At 72.7% G+C, this 17,137-nt stretch carries 14 protein-coding genes; 7 read left to right on the top strand and 7 right to left on the bottom strand.

The genetic code is table 11. From position 1 onward, the window contains the following. Positions 1–39: 39 nt before the first annotated feature. The gene (locus ACGFZN_RS12040; RefSeq protein WP_393858337.1) at positions 40–450 is read left to right on the top strand and encodes a protease inhibitor I42 family protein; all 411 of its coding nucleotides are present in this window, start codon (positions 40–42) and stop codon (positions 448–450) included. Positions 451–627: 177 nt separating this feature from the next. Next, positions 628–900 (top strand): hypothetical protein, encoded by a 273-nt coding sequence (locus ACGFZN_RS12035; protein WP_393858336.1) that lies wholly within the window; start codon positions 628–630, stop codon positions 898–900. A 13-nt stretch (positions 901–913) separates the two neighbouring features. Here ACGFZN_RS12035 and ACGFZN_RS12030 read toward each other — a convergent pair whose 3' ends face one another. Further along, positions 914–2,320, bottom strand: coding sequence for a CehA/McbA family metallohydrolase (locus ACGFZN_RS12030; protein ID WP_393858335.1), 1,407 nt, complete (start codon positions 2,318–2,320; stop codon positions 914–916). 432 nt (positions 2,321–2,752) lie between these two features. Here ACGFZN_RS12030 and ACGFZN_RS12025 point away from each other — a divergent pair, with 432 nt between their 5' ends. Both ACGFZN_RS12025 and ACGFZN_RS12020 read left to right on the top strand, forming a co-directional pair. After that, positions 2,753–5,338: a bifunctional FO biosynthesis protein CofGH gene (locus ACGFZN_RS12025; RefSeq protein WP_393858334.1), complete on the top strand. Its 2,586-nt coding sequence runs from the start codon at positions 2,753–2,755 to the stop codon at positions 5,336–5,338. 65 nt (positions 5,339–5,403) lie between these two features. Beyond that, positions 5,404–5,967 carry a hypothetical protein gene (locus tag ACGFZN_RS12020; RefSeq protein ID WP_393858333.1) on the top strand — a complete coding sequence of 188 codons (564 nt, stop codon included), beginning with the start codon at positions 5,404–5,406 and terminating at the stop codon, positions 5,965–5,967. Here ACGFZN_RS12020 and ACGFZN_RS12015 read toward each other — a convergent pair. Both ACGFZN_RS12015 and ACGFZN_RS12010 read right to left on the bottom strand, forming a co-directional pair. After that, positions 5,960–6,466 (bottom strand): DUF2165 domain-containing protein, encoded by a 507-nt coding sequence (locus ACGFZN_RS12015; protein ID WP_393858332.1) that lies wholly within the window; start codon positions 6,464–6,466, stop codon positions 5,960–5,962. The genes ACGFZN_RS12020 and ACGFZN_RS12015 overlap by 8 nt on opposite strands. 105 nt (positions 6,467–6,571) lie before the next feature. Next, a complete protein-coding gene (locus tag ACGFZN_RS12010; RefSeq protein ID WP_393858331.1) occupies positions 6,572–7,024 on the bottom strand; it encodes an SgcJ/EcaC family oxidoreductase in 453 nt (150 codons plus the stop codon). A gap of 94 nt (positions 7,025–7,118) precedes the next feature. Here ACGFZN_RS12010 and ACGFZN_RS12005 point away from each other — a divergent pair, with 94 nt between their 5' ends. Next, entirely contained in the window at positions 7,119–7,619 is a 501-nt protein-coding gene (locus tag ACGFZN_RS12005) for a MarR family winged helix-turn-helix transcriptional regulator (protein WP_393858330.1), read from the top strand. 24 nt (positions 7,620–7,643) lie between these two features. Here ACGFZN_RS12005 and ACGFZN_RS12000 read toward each other — a convergent pair whose 3' ends face one another. Beyond that, on the bottom strand, positions 7,644–8,669 hold the full coding sequence (locus ACGFZN_RS12000; protein ID WP_393858329.1) for an alpha/beta fold hydrolase: 1,026 nt from the start codon (positions 8,667–8,669) through the stop codon (positions 7,644–7,646). A gap of 112 nt (positions 8,670–8,781) precedes the next feature. Between ACGFZN_RS12000 and ACGFZN_RS11995 the strand changes: the two genes are divergently transcribed. After that, on the top strand, positions 8,782–9,531 hold the full coding sequence (locus ACGFZN_RS11995) for a TetR/AcrR family transcriptional regulator (protein ID WP_393858328.1): 750 nt from the start codon (positions 8,782–8,784) through the stop codon (positions 9,529–9,531). A 95-nt stretch (positions 9,532–9,626) separates the two neighbouring features. Continuing rightward, positions 9,627–10,739, top strand: coding sequence for an ADP-ribosylglycohydrolase family protein (locus tag ACGFZN_RS11990; protein ID WP_393858327.1), 1,113 nt, complete (start codon positions 9,627–9,629; stop codon positions 10,737–10,739). Positions 10,740–10,794: 55 nt separating this feature from the next. On the opposite strand, the gene ACGFZN_RS11985 is transcribed toward ACGFZN_RS11990, so the two are convergent. From ACGFZN_RS11985 to ACGFZN_RS11975, 3 genes are all read right to left on the bottom strand, one after another. Beyond that, positions 10,795–12,363 carry a sodium:solute symporter family protein gene (locus tag ACGFZN_RS11985; protein WP_393858326.1) on the bottom strand — a complete coding sequence of 523 codons (1,569 nt, stop codon included), beginning with the start codon at positions 12,361–12,363 and terminating at the stop codon, positions 10,795–10,797. A gap of 159 nt (positions 12,364–12,522) precedes the next feature. Then, a complete protein-coding gene (locus tag ACGFZN_RS11980) occupies positions 12,523–14,397 on the bottom strand; it encodes an MFS transporter (protein ID WP_393858325.1) in 1,875 nt (624 codons plus the stop codon). 242 nt (positions 14,398–14,639) lie between these two features. Beyond that, a partial coding sequence (locus ACGFZN_RS11975) for a D-alanyl-D-alanine carboxypeptidase (RefSeq protein ID WP_393858324.1) occupies positions 14,640–17,137 on the bottom strand: 2,498 nt, incomplete at its 5' end.

Genomic DNA, 17,137 nt, shown 5'->3' with positions numbered 1-17,137 from the left:
GCGGGCGGCGCGGTAGCGGCCCTCGCGCTGCTCACGCTCGTGGCGGGCTGCGGGTCCGGCACCGACGAGCCCGCCCCGGTCGCGCACCCCACCGACAACCCCCGCATCACCGCGAAGGTCGGGGAGCGCTTCACGCTCACCGTCCACCAGAACGCCTCCACCCGCGAGCACTGGTACCTGTCCGACCCCCGGCCCGACGTCGCCGTGGTCCGCGAGCGCGGGCAGCGCAGCACCCGGAACTCCGGCGACAAGCACATGGCCGGCGGGGGCAGCAGCCTCACCTTCACCTTCGAGGCCACCGGCAAGGGCAGCACCCGGATCGTGCTGACCCACTGCACGTTCGCCACCACCTGCGACGAGGACGGCGGCGGCGCCCCGGCCCCGGCGTCGACCGCGCCGTACCGGCAGTCCGCGCCGAAGCGCGTCACCTACACCGTCACCGTCCGCTGAACCGGCCGACCCCCTGCCTCCCCGAGACCGGAACATGAACCCCGTGCCGAACCCCGCCCCGCGCCCCCGGACCGCACCGACGACGAACTGGCCCGGCTCGACATCGCCACCCTCGTCCGCTACGGCCTCACCGCACCGCCCGGCCCCCGGCGCACCGCCCTGTTCGGCGACGGCGCCGTGGGCGCGGCCGTGCTGCTCGACCGGCTCGGCACCCGGCCGCGCTCGGTGGCCTTCCTCGCCGACACCGTCCGGGCCGGCGGCCTCGCCTACGCCGCCGCGCTCCCCGAGCCGCTGCCGCGCCCGGAGGCGACGGCCGTCGTCCGCGACTGGCTGGCCGCCGGCGCAGGACTCGCGGCCGGCGCCGACGCCGACGACACCGCCGCCCGCTGGCTGCACGCCGTCGCGACGATCGTCGAACTGCGGCGGCTGACGCGGGCCGCACGGAGCTGAACCGCCGCGGGCCTCACGCACCTACCGTGCCCAGGAACACCGGGTTGGTGAACGCGGCCATCATCCCCGGCACCGGCCCGAGCGCCGTCTCGTGCCGCAGTTCGGCGCGCACGTACGCCGCGTACGCCGGAGTCGTACGCCACTCCACCACCCCCGCCCCGGACACGGGCAGCGGGCCGCTGCGGAACAGCACGCCCTGGTCGGTGACGAGGCGGACCGAGCAGCGCGGGGCGCCCGACACCGCCAGCCGGGCCGTCACCGGGGTGTCGGCGCCGACCGCCAACCGCTCGCCGATCCCGGCCCGTTCACCGCTCGCCGCCGTCACGGTGAAGTCCAGCGAGACGGTCCGCGACTCGGCCACGTACGACCGTCCCGCGCGCAGCCCGGCCAGGATCGCCTCCCGGCTCAGCTCCTCGGCGAGGACGACCGTCTGCGGGTGCCCGACGACGTCCGGGTCCCGGTGCGCGTCGCTGTTGCCCATGGCGGGCAGCCAGGCCCCCTCCTCGCGCCCGGCGGCGACCAGCTGCCCGTCCCAGGCGGCCAGCGCCACCTCGTCGTCGGGCGTCCACATCCCGTTCCACACCTCCACCGCGTCCGCCTCGGCGAAGGAGGACTTCCAGGCGCAGCCGACGCAGTCCGCGTACGGGTGGGCCGGCACGACCAGGCCGCCGGCGTCGCGGATCACCCGCGCGAAGTGCGGCCAGCGCCGGTCCCGGGCCCGGTAGCGCCAGTCGACGAACGTGCCGGGGTCGGTGCCGAGGGCCAGCACATGGCCGTTCCTGGTGGTGACCTCCTCGCCGAGCAGCACCAGCAGGTCGTCGCCGGCCGCGTCGGCCCAGTGGGCGTGCGAGGCGTGGGTGTTGTGGTCGGAGCTGCCCAGGAAGTCCAGCCCCGCCGCGCGGGCCAGCGCCGCGATCTCGGCCGGGGTGCGGCGCCCGTCGGAGTGCCAGGAGTGCAGATGGCAGTCGCCCCGGTACCAGTCCCGGCCCCGGCCCCGGGCGCGTTCCGGCGGGTACACCGGCTGCGGGGCGGTGCCGGGCTCTCCCGGCGTCAGCGTGACGGTCACCTCGTACGACAGCCCCTGCGGGGCCACGGTGTACGGCCCGAGCGCGATGTGCCAGGTGCCGGGGTGCAGCGGGCCGGGAAGGTAGCCGGGGGTGGCGTCGTCGGCCCGGACGAAGAACTCCGTGCGGGCGCCTCCGGACCAGCCCCGGAACCCCGGCCCGCCGACCTCGGTGCCGCGCTCGTCGAACAGGCCGATGTCGAGGGCGTTGCCGGGGGTGCCGGCGGGGGTGGCGGGCCGGTCGTAGGTGTAGGAGACGCGCAGTTCCCGTGTGCCGGGCGGGACTTCGAAGGGCAGGTACACATAGTCCGGCGAGCCGGGGGCGAGGGTGCCGCGCAACGTCGTCACGGCATCCACGGTAGGCGCGGTTCGGGGGCGCGGACAGTCTTCGGCCGGGGCGAGCGTTCGAGCCGGGCGGGAAGGGTGGTGCCGGTGCGGTGCCGAGTCCCCCGGTGGTGGCCGCCGCCCGGCCGAGGGCGGCGAAAGACTCCCGCAGGCCGCGCGTCCGGGGAGCCGGCGTCCTGCGAGGGCGAGTTCCCGAGCGTCACCGGGAACCGGTCCGGAACCGGACACGGCTCATGCAGGCCGGGTTCCCGAGCACCCGGGCCGGCCATCCGCACCCGGACCGGTGCGCAGGCCGCGCGGCCGGAACACCGCCGGGGCGGCGGCCGGGCCCGGCCGCCGCGCGCACATCGCCGAGTACGCCGACGGCCGGCTCCCGCGGTGCGGCCCGCACCCGGCAACCGGTACGCGCGATACGTTCCCTGATCACGCTCGTATGCTCGAGGGATGACGACTTCCGCGACCTCCGGAACCGGACCGACCGAGAACTCCATGCGTCGCGCCCTCAAACGCGCCCGGGACGGCGTCGCCCTCGACGTCGCCGAGGCGGCGGTGCTGCTCCAGGCCCGCGGCGAGGATCTGACCGACCTCGCCGCGTCCGCCGCCCGGGTGCGCGACGCGGGTCTCGAACAGGCGGGCCGTCCCGGTGTCATCACGTACTCGAAGAGCGTCTTCATCCCCCTCACCCGGCTGTGCCGGGACAAGTGCCACTACTGCACCTTCGTCACCGTGCCCGGCAAGCTGCGCCGCGCCGGGCACGGGATGTTCATGTCCCCGGACGAGGTGCTGGACATCGCCCGCAAGGGCGCCGCGCTCGGCTGCAAGGAAGCCCTGATCACCCTCGGCGACAAGCCGGAGGACCGCTGGCCGGAGGCGCGCGAATGGCTCGACGCGCACGGCTACGACGACACCATCGCCTACGTCCGCGCCGTCTCCATCCGCATCCTGGAGGAGACGGGCCTGCTGCCCCACCTCAACCCGGGCGTCATGACCTGGACGGACTTCCAGCGGCTCAAGCCGGTGGCCCCCTCCATGGGCATGATGCTGGAGACGACCGCGACCCGCCTGTGGTCCGAGCCCGGCGGCCCGCACCACGGCTCCCCGGACAAGGAACCCGCCGTCAGGCTGCGGGTGCTGGAGGATGCGGGCCGCTCGTCCGTCCCCTTCACCTCCGGGCTGCTGATCGGCATCGGCGAGACGTACGAGGAGCGGGCGGAGTCCCTCTTCGCCCTGCGGAAGGTCTCCCGCGCCTACCACGGCATCCAGGAACTGATCATCCAGAACTTCCGCGCCAAGCCGGACACGGCGATGCGCGGCATGCCGGACGCCGAACTGGACGAGCTGGTCGCGACGGTGGCCGTCGCCCGGCACATCATGGGCCCGGCCGCCTGCCTCCAGGCCCCGCCGAACCTGGTCGACGCCGAGTACGAGCGGCTGATCGGCGCCGGCATCGACGACTGGGGCGGGGTGTCGCCCCTGACCATCGACCACGTCAACCCCGAGCGCCCCTGGCCGCAGATCGAGGAGCTGGCCGCGCGGTCGGCCGCGGCCGGCTTCGAACTGCGCGAACGCCTCTGCGTCTACCCCGAGTTCGTGCGCCGCGGCGAGCCCTGGCTGGACCCGCGGCTGCGCCCGCACGTGGCCGCGCTGGCCGACCCGGAGACGGGCCTGGCCCGCCCCGGCGCCCTTCCCCGGGGCCTGCCCTGGCAGGAGCCGGAGGAGGCGTTCACGGCCACCGGCCGCACGGACCTGCACGCGTCCATCGACACCGAGGGCCGTACCAAGGACCGGCGCGACGACTTCGACGAGGTGTACGGCGACTGGGAGGCGCTGCGCGAGGCGGCCGCCCCCGGCATGGCGCCGGAGCGCATCGACACGGACGTACGGCAGGCGCTGGCGACGGCGGCCGACGACCCGACGCGGCTCACCGACGCGGAGGCGCTGGCCCTGCTGCACGCGGACGGCCCGGCGCTGGACGCCCTCACGCGCGTCGCGGACGACGTGCGCCGGTCGGCGGTCGGCGACGACGTGACGTACATCGTCACCCGCAACATCAACTTCACCAACGTCTGCTACACCGGCTGCCGGTTCTGCGCCTTCGCCCAGCGCCGCACGGACGCCGACGCCTACACCCTCTCCCTGGAGCAGGTCGCCGACCGCGCCCAGCAGGCCTGGGACGTGGGCGCGGTCGAGGTGTGCATGCAGGGCGGCATCCACCCGGACCTGCCCGGCACGGCGTACTTCGACATCGCCAAGGCGGTGAAGTCCCGCGTCCCCGGCATGCACGTGCACGCCTTCTCCCCGATGGAGGTGGTGAACGGCGCGACCCGCACCGGCATGTCCGTCCGGGAGTGGCTGACGGCGGCCAAGGAAGCGGGCCTGGACTCCATCCCGGGGACGGCCGCGGAGATCCTGGACGACGAGGTCCGCTGGGTGCTGACCAAGGGCAAGCTGCCGACGGCCACCTGGATCGAGGTGATCACCACCGCCCACGAGCTGGGCATCCGCTCGTCCTCGACGATGATGTACGGCCATGTCGACCAGCCCCGCCACTGGCTGGGCCATCTGCGCACGCTGGCCCGGATCCAGCGCGAGACGGGCGGCTTCACCGAGTTCGTCACCCTGCCCTTCATCCACACCAACGCCCCGGTCTACCTGGCGGGCATCGCCCGGCCGGGCCCGACGACCAGGGACAACAGGGCCGTGACCGCGATGGCCCGGCTCCTCCTCCACCCCTGGATCCCCAACATCCAGACAAGCTGGGTCAAACTGGGCACGGAGGGTGCGGCGGAGATGCTCCGCTCCGGCGCGAACGACCTGGGCGGCACGCTGATGGAGGAGACGATCTCCCGCATGGCCGGCTCCTCCTACGGCTCCTACAAGTCCGTCCGCGACCTGATCGCCGTTGCCGAGGCGGCCGGCCGCCCGGCGAAACCGCGCACCACGCTGTACGGCGAGGTGCCCGAGGAGCGGCGGCGGGCGGCGGAGGCCTCCGACGGGCACCTGCCGGAACTTCTGCCGGTCCTGGACTGAGTACGATGATCCGACCCCCGACCCGAGAAGGGGCCCCATACGCCTAGCGTCAGGAGAAGCGTCCCGTGGCTGCCCGACTGCCCTCGTGGGCCTGGGTCACCGGCCTGACGGCGGGAGCGACCGCGGTGGTGGTCGCGCTCGCCGTACAGGCGGACCACGGGCCGGGCCCGACCGCCGCCGTCGCCAAGCCGAACCCGTCGGCTTCCGCGGGCGCCCACGGGCCCGCGACGCCGAAGACGCCGGCCGCGCCCGCCCTGCCGGCCGATTCCGGCACGGGCCGCCGGATCGTGTACTCCCTGTCCGAGAAGCGGGTGTGGATGGTCGACGCGACCGACAAGGCGACGCGGACGTTTCCGGTGTGGCCGGGCACGGTGAACCCGCAGCCCGGCCGGTACTCCGTCACCCTGCGCACCCAGTCCCTGCGCGGCTCCGACGGCGTGGAGATCGAGCACGTCATGTACTTCACCAAGGTGCAGGGCGTGAACATCGCCTTCTCCAACGCCCTGGACGGCTCCTCGCCGCCCCCGGCGGACGGCAAGAAACTGGGCGGCATCCGCCTCCACAAGGAAGACGGCGCCGCCCTGTGGTCCTTCGGCGATCAGGGCACCGGCGTCACGGTCGTCAAATAGCTTCCGCCCGCCGCGCGGGCAGCAGGTTGACGATCAACGCCACTCCGGCGAGCAGGAACACCCTGGTCGCCGCCTCCAGCCCGTTCCAGGTCTTCGACTGCCACATCGCGAACCACTCACCGCCGATCGCGATGAACCCGGCGCCGAAGAGCAGCAGCAGCATCAGCAGCCCGTAGGTGGAGACGCGCCGGGCGAGGTCGTCCTTGCGCCACGCCCACAGCGCGGTCCCCCCGATCAGCACGAGGGCCGCCACGGTCTCCCACACGATGATCGCGACATAAGCGGTGTCCTGCAGCCCGGTGCTGGTGATGGCCCGTCCCATCAGGTCCGGGTCCTTGAAGGTGGTGTCCATCGCCAGCACATGCCGTACGAACTGCTGGTTGGTCCCGAAGTCGGTGATGTTCCCGAGCGCGACCAGGGCGATGTAGAGGGCGAGTATGCCGGTGAGCACACCGGCGGCCAGGCCGAGGCCGGTGTGACGTGGGGGGTTGGTGGTCATGGCGCGATTCTGCCCTGCCGCGGGCCCGGTTATCGCGAGGGCATTGCGCCAGACTGAGCGAGCCGCGAGAACCTCTCAACCGCCGTACGCCCGTCAGGCGTTCGGTCACCTCTCCGCGGCCGGGACCAGGGCCGGCGCCAACCTGTGGGAGATCGACTCCAGCAGCGGCTTGCGCTTGGTGTTGTGGAAGGCCGCGATGCGCCAGCATTCGTCGTCCTCGCGGACCAGGGTGTACGTCTGGATCTTGGAGAGTGTGCGCGGCCGTGTGCCCTTGTAGGTGTCGCCGCGGCCGTTGACCACGGCCGTGTCCGGTCCGTGGAAGCGGATGTCGAGGATCTCGTCCGCGAGCCTGGTGCCCTTGAGGAAGCCCCCGAAGAGGGCGCGGTGACTGTCCACGATGTCCCGGCGCCCCCGGTAGCAGGTGCCGATGTAGGTGATGTAGGTGGCGTCCTCGGTGAACAGCTCGCCGTAGGCGTCGGCGTCGTGGCGCTCCCAGGCGGAGACGAGTCCGGTCAGTACGGCGGTGACGGCGGCGGCGTCCGGCGTGGTGTGCGGCATGGCGAGGTCTCCTCTGCTCGCTAGACTGTGCGCAGAATCTGAACACAAGCAGTATCTGCATCCGTGCAGATAAATTTAGGAGAGGACTCCGTTGATGGCAACCCCCTCGCGCGGCGGGGACGAGCACGTGATCTTCCGTCAGTACCTCGACGCCGTCGGCCTCCAGGGCCTGGCCAGCGCGGAAGCGGCCGGACTGCACGGCTCGGAGTGGTACGCGCTCAGCCTGATCGCGGCGGAGGGCGGGCTCACCTCGGGCGAACTGGCCACCAGGACCGGCCTGACCACCGGGGCCACCACCCGTCTGATCGACCGGCTGGAGCGGGCGGGGTACGCGCGCCGCGCCGCGGACCCCCAGGACCGCCGACGGGTGATCGTCGAGCCGGTCCCGGACGCGCTCGCCCGGATCGAGCAGGTCGTGGGCCCCGCCCGCCGGCACATCGCAGAGGTCCTGTCCCGCTACAGCCCCGAGCAACGCGCGGTGCTCTTCGACTACTTCGAGCAGGCCGCGCCCGCGTTCCGCGCCGCCACCGAGGAGATCCGCAAGGCGGTCGCCCCGAGGCGCAGGAGGGCCGCCCGGACCGGGAGCGACGGCTGACGCCGGGCCACCGCGCGGGGTACTTCAGCGCACCGCCGCGTCCCCCGTCACCACCGGCCGCACCCTGCTCAGCATCAGGTCGAGAAAGCGGTCGGGGTGGCGGAAGGACGCGAAGTGGGAGGCGTCGGGGATGAGGGCGAAGCCCTTCACGGGGGCGGTGACGTCGGCGTAGAAGCGGCGGGCCGGCTCCGGTGGGGTCAGGACGTCGCTCTCGCCCTGGAAGACGAAGAACGGAAGGCGGAAGGCGGTGCCCTCGGCGTACTCGTCGATCGTCATGGCCTGGGGGCCCAGCTGCTCGGAGAAGGTCTGGGCCTTCAGGTAGGCGCGCAGGTCGCGCAGGGTGTGCAGGGGCGAGAACCACAGGGAGCGGATCACGACCGTCTTCATGGTGTCGTAGGTGAGGGGATCGGTCGTGACCACCGTCCTGGCGTACTCGGCCCACTCGTGCGGTGACCAGGCCGACCGGTCCGGGCCCAGCGCGGCCATCCTGGCCAGCTGCTTCTTCTTGCCGGCCTTCTCCAGGCGGCCCAGCAGCGCCTCGTAGGCCGAGGTGTCCCGTCCGCCCGCGACGACGTTCTGGTCGGTGCCGACGTACGCCGAGTACCGCTCGGGGTGGCTGCGGGCCAGGCGGAGGCCGACGACCGTGCCGAAGCTGTTGGCCACCAGCAGGACCTTGTCCACGCCGAGGCGGGCGCGGATGTGGTCCGTGACCTCCAGGGCGTCCGTGTGGAGGCGGTCGAGGGTCAGCTCGCCCTGGCCCTGCGGACCGCCCGCCGCGAAGGTCTTCCCGGCGCCCCGCATGTCCCAGCGGACGATCGTGAAGTGCCGCTCCCAGGCGCGGGTGCGCGGGAGGAAGACCAGGTTGGAGGCGCCGGGGCCGCCGTGCAGCTCCAGGATCACGGGGTTCGCCCGGCCCTCACCCCGGATCGAGATCCACTGGTCGATGCCGCCGATGCGGACGTACGAGGACTCGTCGACGCCGTTCGGGGTGGTGATCGCGAGCTTCCGGGCGTTCGCGCGTCGCTTGAGGGCGCGGTAGGTCAGCAGCATGGTGTTCCCCCTAAACTGTTTATATCATCAGCTGTTTGCTGCGGGGTTTACGGTATATACAGTTGTCGCGGGCAGTCAACGGGCTTCCCGGAAGCCGAGCGGGAGGGGCCTCGTGGCCGGACGGAGCGCGGGACAGGGCAAGGAGGCGCAGGGGGCCGATCCGCGGACGGTCCTCGCGCTGCTGTGGGGCGAGCAGGACCGGCCCACCCGCGGGCCGAAGCCGAAACTGACCCCCCGGCGCATCGCCGCGGCCGCCGCCGAGCTGGCCGACGGCGAGGGGCTGGACGCCGTCTCCATGAGCAAGGTCGCGGCGGAGTTCGGCGTCTCCGCCATGGCGCTGTACCGGTACGTGCCCGGCAAGGCGGAGCTGGTCGAGCTGATGGTGGAGTCCGTGCTGGCCGAGCGGCCGGACCTCGCGGGCGTCGCGGAGGGGGACTGGCGGGGCGGCCTGCGGGAGTGGGCCCGCCGGCTGTGGAGCGTCTACACGGCGCACCCCTGGCTCCTCGCGGCCGTCCCCATGCGCCGCCAGGTGATGGGCCCGAACCAGCTCCAGTGGCTGGACGCGGCACTCGCCGTCCTGGAGCCGACCCCGCTCACCGCCGCCGAGCGGCACAAGGTCTTCCTCCTCGTCGTCGGGCTCGTCCGCAACCTCGCCCAGCAGCACGGCGACCGCGACGAGGAGGAGGAACGCCGGTGGGACCGGCTGGCCGGCGACGTGCTCGCCCGGCACGCCGACCGCTTCCCGGCCCTCACCAGGGCCGTCGCCGAGGGCGCGTTCGAGCCGGACGGCGCCGACCCGCTGGACTTCGGGCTCGACCGGATCGCCGACGGGGTCGAGGCGCTCATGGTCGGCCGGGAATGAGCACTCGAGGCCGATTTGCCCCCGTGAACGGACCGTTCCCCGTCGATTACAGTGCCTAGCGTCGTACGGACGGACGGTGCCGTGGGGAGGTCTGGATGAGTGCGACGTCCGGCGCCGTCTGGGGCCGAGCCGAGCAGCAGGACTTCCGCAGCAGGGTGCGCGGCACCCTGCTCGGGGTCGCCGTGGGCGACGCGCTCGGCGCGCCCGCCGACCCGCTGTCGCTGGAGGAGATCCGGGCCGCGTACGGCCCCGAGGGGCTGCTCGACCTGGTCTTCGGGCACGGCCGCCGGGGCACGGTCACCCATCACACCCAGCTCACCCTGTTCAGCGTGGACGGGCTGATACGGGCCCAGGTGCGCCGCGACACCGGCGCCTGGCACCCGCCGACCGACCTGCACCGGGCGTACCGGCGCTGGGCGGCCACCCAGCGGGACTGGGGGCCGGACGAGCGCCGCAAGGACGACGGCTGGCTCGCCCGCGAGGAGTGGCTGTACGCCCGCCGCGACCCGACCCGGGCCCTGCTCGTCGGCTTCGGCGACGACACCATGGGCACGCTGGAGTCGCCGAAGAACCCCGGCGAACTGGGCCCGGAGGCGATGGCCCGGTCCGCGCCCTTCGGGCTGCTCGTCGGCTGGGAGCCGCAGCTCGTCGCGCAGCTCGCGGTGGAGTGCGCGGCGCAGAGCCACGGGCACCCCCTCGCCTGTCTGTCGGCGGGCGCGTACGCCGTGATCGTGCACGCCCTGGCCCGGGGCGAGAGCCTGGACGGCGCCGTCCAGCGGGCCCTCGCCCTGCTCGCCGCCCGCCCCGGCCACCAGCCCGTCTCGGACGCCCTGCAACATGCCCTCGGAGCGGTGCGGCAGGGGATCCCGAGCCCGACGCGGGTGGAGGAACTGGCCGGCGACGGCACGGCGGACGGACTGCTGGCGGCGGCGGTGTACTGCGCGCTGGTCGGCGAGGACGTACGGCACGGGCTGTGCCTCGCGGTGAACCAGAGCGGCCCGTCGGCGGCGGCCGGCGCCCTCACCGGCGGCCTCCTCGGCGCCCTGCACGGCGAGACGGCCCTGCCCCCGGCCTGGGTGGCCGAACTGGAGGGCCGTCACACGGTGCTGGAACTGGCCGACGACTTCGCGATGGAGATGACCCAGGGGCCGGCCCTGCACGGCCCGGCGGGCTCGTCACCGGGCTGGCTGGCGAGGTACCCGCGTTAGGGCCGCGCGCCGGAGTGCACCGCCGGCACCCGAGCTGCCGTAAGCCGCACTGCGGCTAGTCCGCCGCCGGTGCCCCGATCACGTCGTCGCCGGCGCTCGCGGGCACCGGCACCGCCGCCACCGCGTCCCCGTCCGTGTTCACCTTCTCGATGACGGCGAGCCGCTCCGGCGTCTCCTCCGGCTTCACGTAGCCGATGACGACGTAGAGCACCAGGGACACCGCCAGCGGCACGGACACCTGGTACTGGAGCGGGACACCGCCCGAGACCTGCCAGTTGATGGGGTAGTTCACCAGCCAGAACGCCAGCAGACCCGCCGCCCAGCTGGTCAGCGCCGCCGTGGGGCCACAGCGGCGGAAGGTGCGCAGCAGGCCCAGCATCATCGGGATCGCGATCGGACCCATGAGACCGGCCACCCACTTGATGACGACGGTGATGATGTCCTTGAACGTGGGGGAGTTGACCTGCGTCGCCACCGCCATGGACAGGCCGAGGAAGACGAGCGTCGTCACGCGGGCCGCGATCAGCCCCGACCGCTCGCCCCACGCCCGCGCCCGGGAGGACAGCACCGGCGCCACGTCCCGGGTGAACACCGCCGCGATGGCGTTCGCGTCGGAGGAGCACATGGCCATCGTGTGGGAGAAGAAGCCGACGATCACCAGGCCCAGCAGGCCGTGCGGCAGCAGCTGTTCGGTCATCAGGCCGTAGGAGTCGGAGCCGTCCGGCTTCTGCGCGTGGACCAGCAGCGGGGACATCCACATCGGGAAGAACAGGACCACCGGCCACACCAGCCACAGCACGGCCGACAGCCGGGCCGACCGCTCGGCCTGGTGCGCGCTGCCCGTCGCCATGTAGCGCTGGGCCTGGTTGAGCATGCCGCCGTTGTACTCGAAGAGCTTGATGAACAGGAAGGCGAGGAGGAACACCGTGCCGTACGGCCCGACCAGCGGCTTGCCGTGGCCGTGCAGCGCCGGCTCGTTCCAGGCGTCGAGGAAGCCGATGTGCTTGTCGTTCAGCTTCAGCACGACCGCCACGAACATCGAGATGCCGGCCAGCAACTGGATGACGAACTGGCCGAGTTCGGTCAGCGCGTCCGCCCACAGGCCGCCGATCGTGCAGTACACGGCCGTGATCGCACCGGTGATGAGGATGCCCTGGTTCAGGGTGACCCCGGTGAACACCGACAGCAGGGTGGCGATCGCCGCCCACTTGGCGCCCACGTCCACGATCTTCAGCAGCATCCCGGACCAGGCGAGCGCCTGCTGCGTGGACAGGTTGTACCGGTTCTTCAGGTACTCCAGCGGGGAGGCCACGTGGAGCCGGGACCGCAGCCGGTTGATGCGGGGCGCGAACAGCTTCGACCCGATGGCGATGCCGAGCGCGATGGGGAAGGACCAGGTGACGAAGGAGGTGACGCCGTAGGTGTAGGCGATGCCCGCGTACCCGGTGAACATGACCGCGCTGTAGCCCGACATGTGGTGCGAGATGCCGGAGAGCCACCAGGGCATCTTGCCGCCGGCCGTGAAGAAGTCCGAGACGTTGTCCACGCGCTTGTGCGACCAGACGCCGATCGCGACCATCACACCGAAGTAGCCGATGAGTACGGCCCAGTCGAGACTGTTCATGTGCTCGATCGTGGGTGCGGTGATATGAACGCGACAAGCAAGCGTAAGGTCAAGTCGAAGTAAAAATGTTCGACTTGATGACCTGAGTTCATCTACGTGAACGAACCTTCAGGTCGACCGGGTCGAGGCCACGGGGGTTCCGCGTGAACTCGCGCGGCTCTACTTCAGCTCGTCCGGGCACGGCGTGCCGCGCGGCAGCTGGTACGGCGCGGCCAGCCGGTACGTGCCGGCCCGCGGAGCGAGCAGCATCGTCCACTTGTCGCCGTTCGCGTCCTGCGGGGTCTCCATCAGGCACCCGTTGACGTTCCGGTACTTCTTCGGCGTGCCGGACGGAGAGATCACCTGCGGCGGCTTCAGGCTCTTGCCGTGCTCGTCGACGATGCTCAGCCACGGCGAGTACGGGATCCGGATCAGGATCCGCCCGGCCTTGCGCACCTGGAGCGTCATCTCGCCCTGCTCGGCGCGGTCCACCACCGCGTCCGGCTCGGCGAGCGGGGTCGGATCGGTCACCCGGAACAGCTGCCAGTTGGCGTCGCCCCAGACCTGCCTCAGATACGGCATCCCCCGCTGGAGCAGTTCCCGCTCCCGCTGGCCGCCGTCGCCGTCCGGGTTGTCCTTCGGCAGCACCACGAAGTGCACGGCCCAGCGCCGCAGCCACTCGTGGTAGTTCGCCGAGTTGAGGGTGTCGTCGTAGAAGAGCGGGTTGCGCTCCATGTCGGCCTGCCGGTTCCAGCCGCGCGCCAGGTTGACGTACGGCGCGAGCGCCGACGCCTCCCGGTGCGAGCGCGCCGGGACCACCTCGACGCGGCCCTTCTCGGCGCCGGCCTTCTGCAGCTGGTGCACCAGCGGGGCCAGCTCACGGGCCCAGGACGCGGCCGGGGTCGTGTGGATGATGTCGTCCACCGACTTGTAGCCGATCCACCCGGCGAAGCCGAGCAGCGCCAGCACGGCCGTGTACCACTTCCGCGACTTCGGCACGGTGAACGGCAGCGCGGCCACCAGCGTCGCACCCGCGAACAGCATCGGCAGCCGGGAGATGTTCGACCCGATCTGCGAGCTGATCAGCCACACCAGGACCACGCCCACGCTGTACACCGCGGCCGTCAGCCGGACCGTCACCCACTCCCGCGGCACCAGGAACAGGCACAGCAGCCCGTACAGCAGCGGCATGATCACCGAGCCGATCGTCATCGGCTGGGTGCCGGAGAAGGGGAACAGGAAGTAGGAGGCCGCGACCACCACCGTCGGCGCGATCCCCAGCGCCCAGGCGCCCGGCCGCCGCTTCTGCAGGAACAGCGCGACCGCGACCAGGCCGACGAACAGCCCCGAGACCGGTGAGGCCATGGTGGACAGACCGGCGAGCGGGGCGGCCACCGCGGCCTTCGCCCAGCGCTTGTGCCGCCACTTGTGCGGCCAGCAGAAGACGGCCGCGACCGCGCCGAGCGCGAACATCGTGCCGAGCCCGAAGGTCACCCGGCCCGAGATCGCGTTGCACAGCAGCGCGACGACCCCGGCGAGCGAGGCCCACAGCGGGTTCCGCACCGCCCGGCTGCGGATCAGGACCATGGTCAGCAGGCCCGCCGACACGGTCCCGGCGATCATCATCGTCGTACGGACGCCGAGGACCGCCATCAGATACGGCGACACCACGCTGTACGACACCGGGTGCATGCCGCCGTACCAGGCGAGGTTGTACGCCGAGTCCGGGTGCCGGCCGACGAACTCCGCCCATGCGTCCTGCGCCGCGAGATCGCCACCGCTGTTCGCGAACGTGAAGAACCACACGATGTGCAGGACCCCGGCGAGGGCCGTCACGGACAGCACCGGGTGCTTCAGCATCCGCTGCCTGAGGGGCTCGGCGGCGGCGAGGACGCGCGCGAGGCCGCCGGGGCGCACCGCGGCGCGGTCACCGCCGGCGGCGCTGTCCGGGTGGTCGGCCGGACCCTCCCGGTCAGCCGCGGACAGGCGTATTCGCGGGCCCGGTCCCGGGCCCGGATCGGCGTCGTCGGCGCGTGTCGGCTCCGCTGTGGCCACCTGAAGGCACTCCCCGTGTCCCGTCTTCTGTTCTCGGCCGTGTTCCCCGGTGTTCGCGGCCGCTTGCCGTCCAGTTCGCGGCCGTGTCCCGCGACCGGCGACCTGCCCCGTTTCGTGACGCTAGCACGCGCGCGCGGTCAGGGCGCGGCTCGCCTCCGGAGCGCGACCGCCACCGGCGCGCCCCTTCGGCTCACAGGAGCGGGGGCGCGGCGGTGGCGTCCGGGCGGATCCGGGGTGCGGGCTCAGCCCAGCCGGGTCAGCTTGGCGCCGAAACCGGGCTCCGCCAGATCCTTCTGCAGGGCCACCGGCACCTTGACGGCACCGGTCGAACCGTCACCCACGGTGAGCGAACCCACCTCGGTGCCGGCCTTCGCGGTGTGCGGTACCGTGCCGGAGGCGAGCGACAGCCTCACCTTCAGCCCCGCCCAGCCGGCCGCCGTGACGTCCTTCGTCGCCACGACCGGGGTACGGCCGCCGAGGCCGTCGTCGACGTACCCGACGACATCGCCCTTCTTCAGGATCGTCACCGACTTCAGGGCGCCCTGCGCGGCCCGGATCAGCTGGTCGCTGTGGTCGAGGGCGGCGCTGAGGATCGTGTTCTCCGAGCCGCCGGCCGGCTGGCGCAGCACCGCGCCGATGATCATGCGGGTGCCGCCGCCGACCTGCTGCTTCGCCGCGAAGACCAGGTTGCCGAGGGCGGAGGTGGTGGTGCCGGTCTTGATGCCGACGACGTTGTTGCTGCCGACCAGGTGGTTCCAGTTGGAGTGGTTGACGCCCTTGTAGTCGGTGTACGACATCATCGCCGCGACCTCGCGGAAGGCGGGCTCGGTCATCGCGGCCTTCGCCAGCTTCACCTGGTCCACGGCCGTGCTGACCGTGGAGTCCGTCAGGCCCGAGGGGTCGGTGTACGTCGTGTTCGTCATGCCGAGGCCCTTGGCGGTGGCGTTCATCTTCGCCACGAACGCCTTCTCCGAACCGGCGTCCCAGCGGGCGAGCAGGCGGGCGATGTTGTTCGCCGACGCGATGAGGATGCTCTCCAGGGCCTCGCGCTGGGACACCGAGTCACCGGCGGTGACGTGCACGGTGGACTCCTGGCCCGCGTTCGACTGCTGCTCGGCCGCCTTGTCGATCTTGATCTTGGGGCCGTCGGCGCCGCTCTTGAGCGGGTGGTCGCGCAGGACGATGTACGCGGTCATCACCTTGGCGACGCTCGCGATCGGCACGGGCTTCTGGGCGCCGGAGGAACCGAACGTGCCGATGCCCTGCACGTCCAGCGCCGCCTCGCCGCCGGCCGGCCACGGGATGTCGACCTTGCCGCCGGCGAAGGTGTAGGTGTCCTTCGCGGTGAGGTCGAGAGTGGGGTCCGGCAGCGGGCGCAGGGTCTGCACGATCGCGAAGACGACCGCCAGGAGCAGGACCAGGGGGGTCCAGATCTTGACCCGGCGCACGAGCGTGCGCAGCGCCGTCTCCGGGGGCGGGGGCGTGTTCGTCAACTCCGCCAGCAGGTCCAGCGGGGGCTTCGGGGGAAGCGGCTGCTGCGTGGTGCGCTCGGGTCCGACCTGCGGGACGGGGGTGGTGGCGTCCGGCTTCGCGGGGGCCATGTCGTTCTTGAGCGCGACGAACTTGCTGGTGCGCTCGGAGTCGGACTCGGGGGCCTTGGGCTTGCCGCCGAGCTTGAGCATGGTGGTGGGCTGGTCGACCTCCGGCCGCTTGGGCCGTACGGCCTTGAAGACGGCGGTGGGCTGATCGACGGGGGCGCCGCCCCCACCCGCATCACCCGTGCGGCTCCCGCCGTCGGCTGCGGGCGGCCCCTGCGGGGCGTCCTCCGAGTCCTCGGCTTCGCCGTCGCCGTGCTCCGGCCGCACCTCGGCCGCAGCGGCAGCCACGTCCTCCGGCTCGCCCTTGGCGTCGGGCTTGGCGTCGGCCTTCGCCTGCGCCTCACCGCTCGCTCGGGCCCCGGCGTCAGCCTTCGCCTCACCCTTCGGCTGCGTCTTCGCCGCGGGCTCGTCCTTCGCGTCGGCAACGGCGTCGCCGTCCGAGTCGGCCTCGGCCTCGGCGCCAACACCCCGGGCATTCGTGTCGGCGTCAGCGTCGTCCTGCGCGGGGGACTCGACCTCGGCGTCCGCCTCTTCCTTCACGCCGGCAACCGCCGTCGAGCCCGCACCGGCGCCAGCCTTCGTGTCGGCGCTGCCCTCCGCGTCGGTGTCGGACTTCGCGTCGGCCGTCGCGTCGGTGTCAGCCGTCGTGCCGGTCTTCGCGGTGGTGTCAGCCTTCGTCTCGCTGGCCGCGCCTGCCCCCGAGCCCCCGTCAGCACCCGTCGCCGCGTCTGCCTCCGTGTCGGCGCTGCCCTTGGCGTCTGCGTCAGCCTCCGCGTCGGTGTCAGGCTTCGCGTCGGCCTTCGCGCGGGTGTCGGTCTTGGTCCTGCTGGCCGCGCCCGCGCCCGAGCCCCCGTCAGCGTCCGTCCCCGCGTCCGCCTTCGTGTCGCCGCTGCCCCCCGCGTCTGCGTCGGCCGTCGCGCCGGTGTCGGCCGTCGCGTCGGTGCCGGGCTTCGCGTCGGCCGTCGTGCCGGTGTCGGCCTTGGTCCCGCCGTCCGCGCCCGAGCCCCCGTCAGCACCCGTCGCCGCGTCTGCCTGCGTGTCGGCGCTGCCCCCCGCGTCTGCGTCGGCCGTCGCGCCGGTGTCGGCCGTCGCGTCGGTGCCGGGCTTCGCGTCGGCCGTCGTGCCGGTGTCGGCCTTGGTCC

The organism is Streptomyces sp. NPDC048192, from assembly GCF_043202415.1.
GTDB lineage: Bacteria > Actinomycetota > Actinomycetes > Streptomycetales > Streptomycetaceae > Streptomyces.
This window is presented reverse-complemented; position numbering and strand designations above follow the sequence as displayed.

What these genes read in the sequence shown, in the direction of transcription:
- ACGFZN_RS12025 (WP_393858334.1), top strand. Translation starts at nt 2,753, where the DNA reads ATGACGACTTCCGCGACCTCCGGAACCGGACCGACCGAGAACTCCATG.
- ACGFZN_RS12015 (WP_393858332.1), bottom strand. Translation starts at nt 6,466, where the DNA reads ATGACCACCAACCCCCCACGTCACACCGGCCTCGGCCTGGCCGCCGGT.
- ACGFZN_RS12010 (WP_393858331.1), bottom strand. Translation starts at nt 7,024, where the DNA reads ATGCCGCACACCACGCCGGACGCCGCCGCCGTCACCGCCGTACTGACC.
- ACGFZN_RS12005 (WP_393858330.1), top strand. Translation starts at nt 7,119, where the DNA reads ATGGCAACCCCCTCGCGCGGCGGGGACGAGCACGTGATCTTCCGTCAG.
- ACGFZN_RS12000 (WP_393858329.1), bottom strand. Translation starts at nt 8,669, where the DNA reads ATGCTGCTGACCTACCGCGCCCTCAAGCGACGCGCGAACGCCCGGAAG.
- ACGFZN_RS11990 (WP_393858327.1), top strand. Translation starts at nt 9,627, where the DNA reads ATGAGTGCGACGTCCGGCGCCGTCTGGGGCCGAGCCGAGCAGCAGGAC.
- ACGFZN_RS11985 (WP_393858326.1), bottom strand. Translation starts at nt 12,363, where the DNA reads ATGAACAGTCTCGACTGGGCCGTACTCATCGGCTACTTCGGTGTGATG.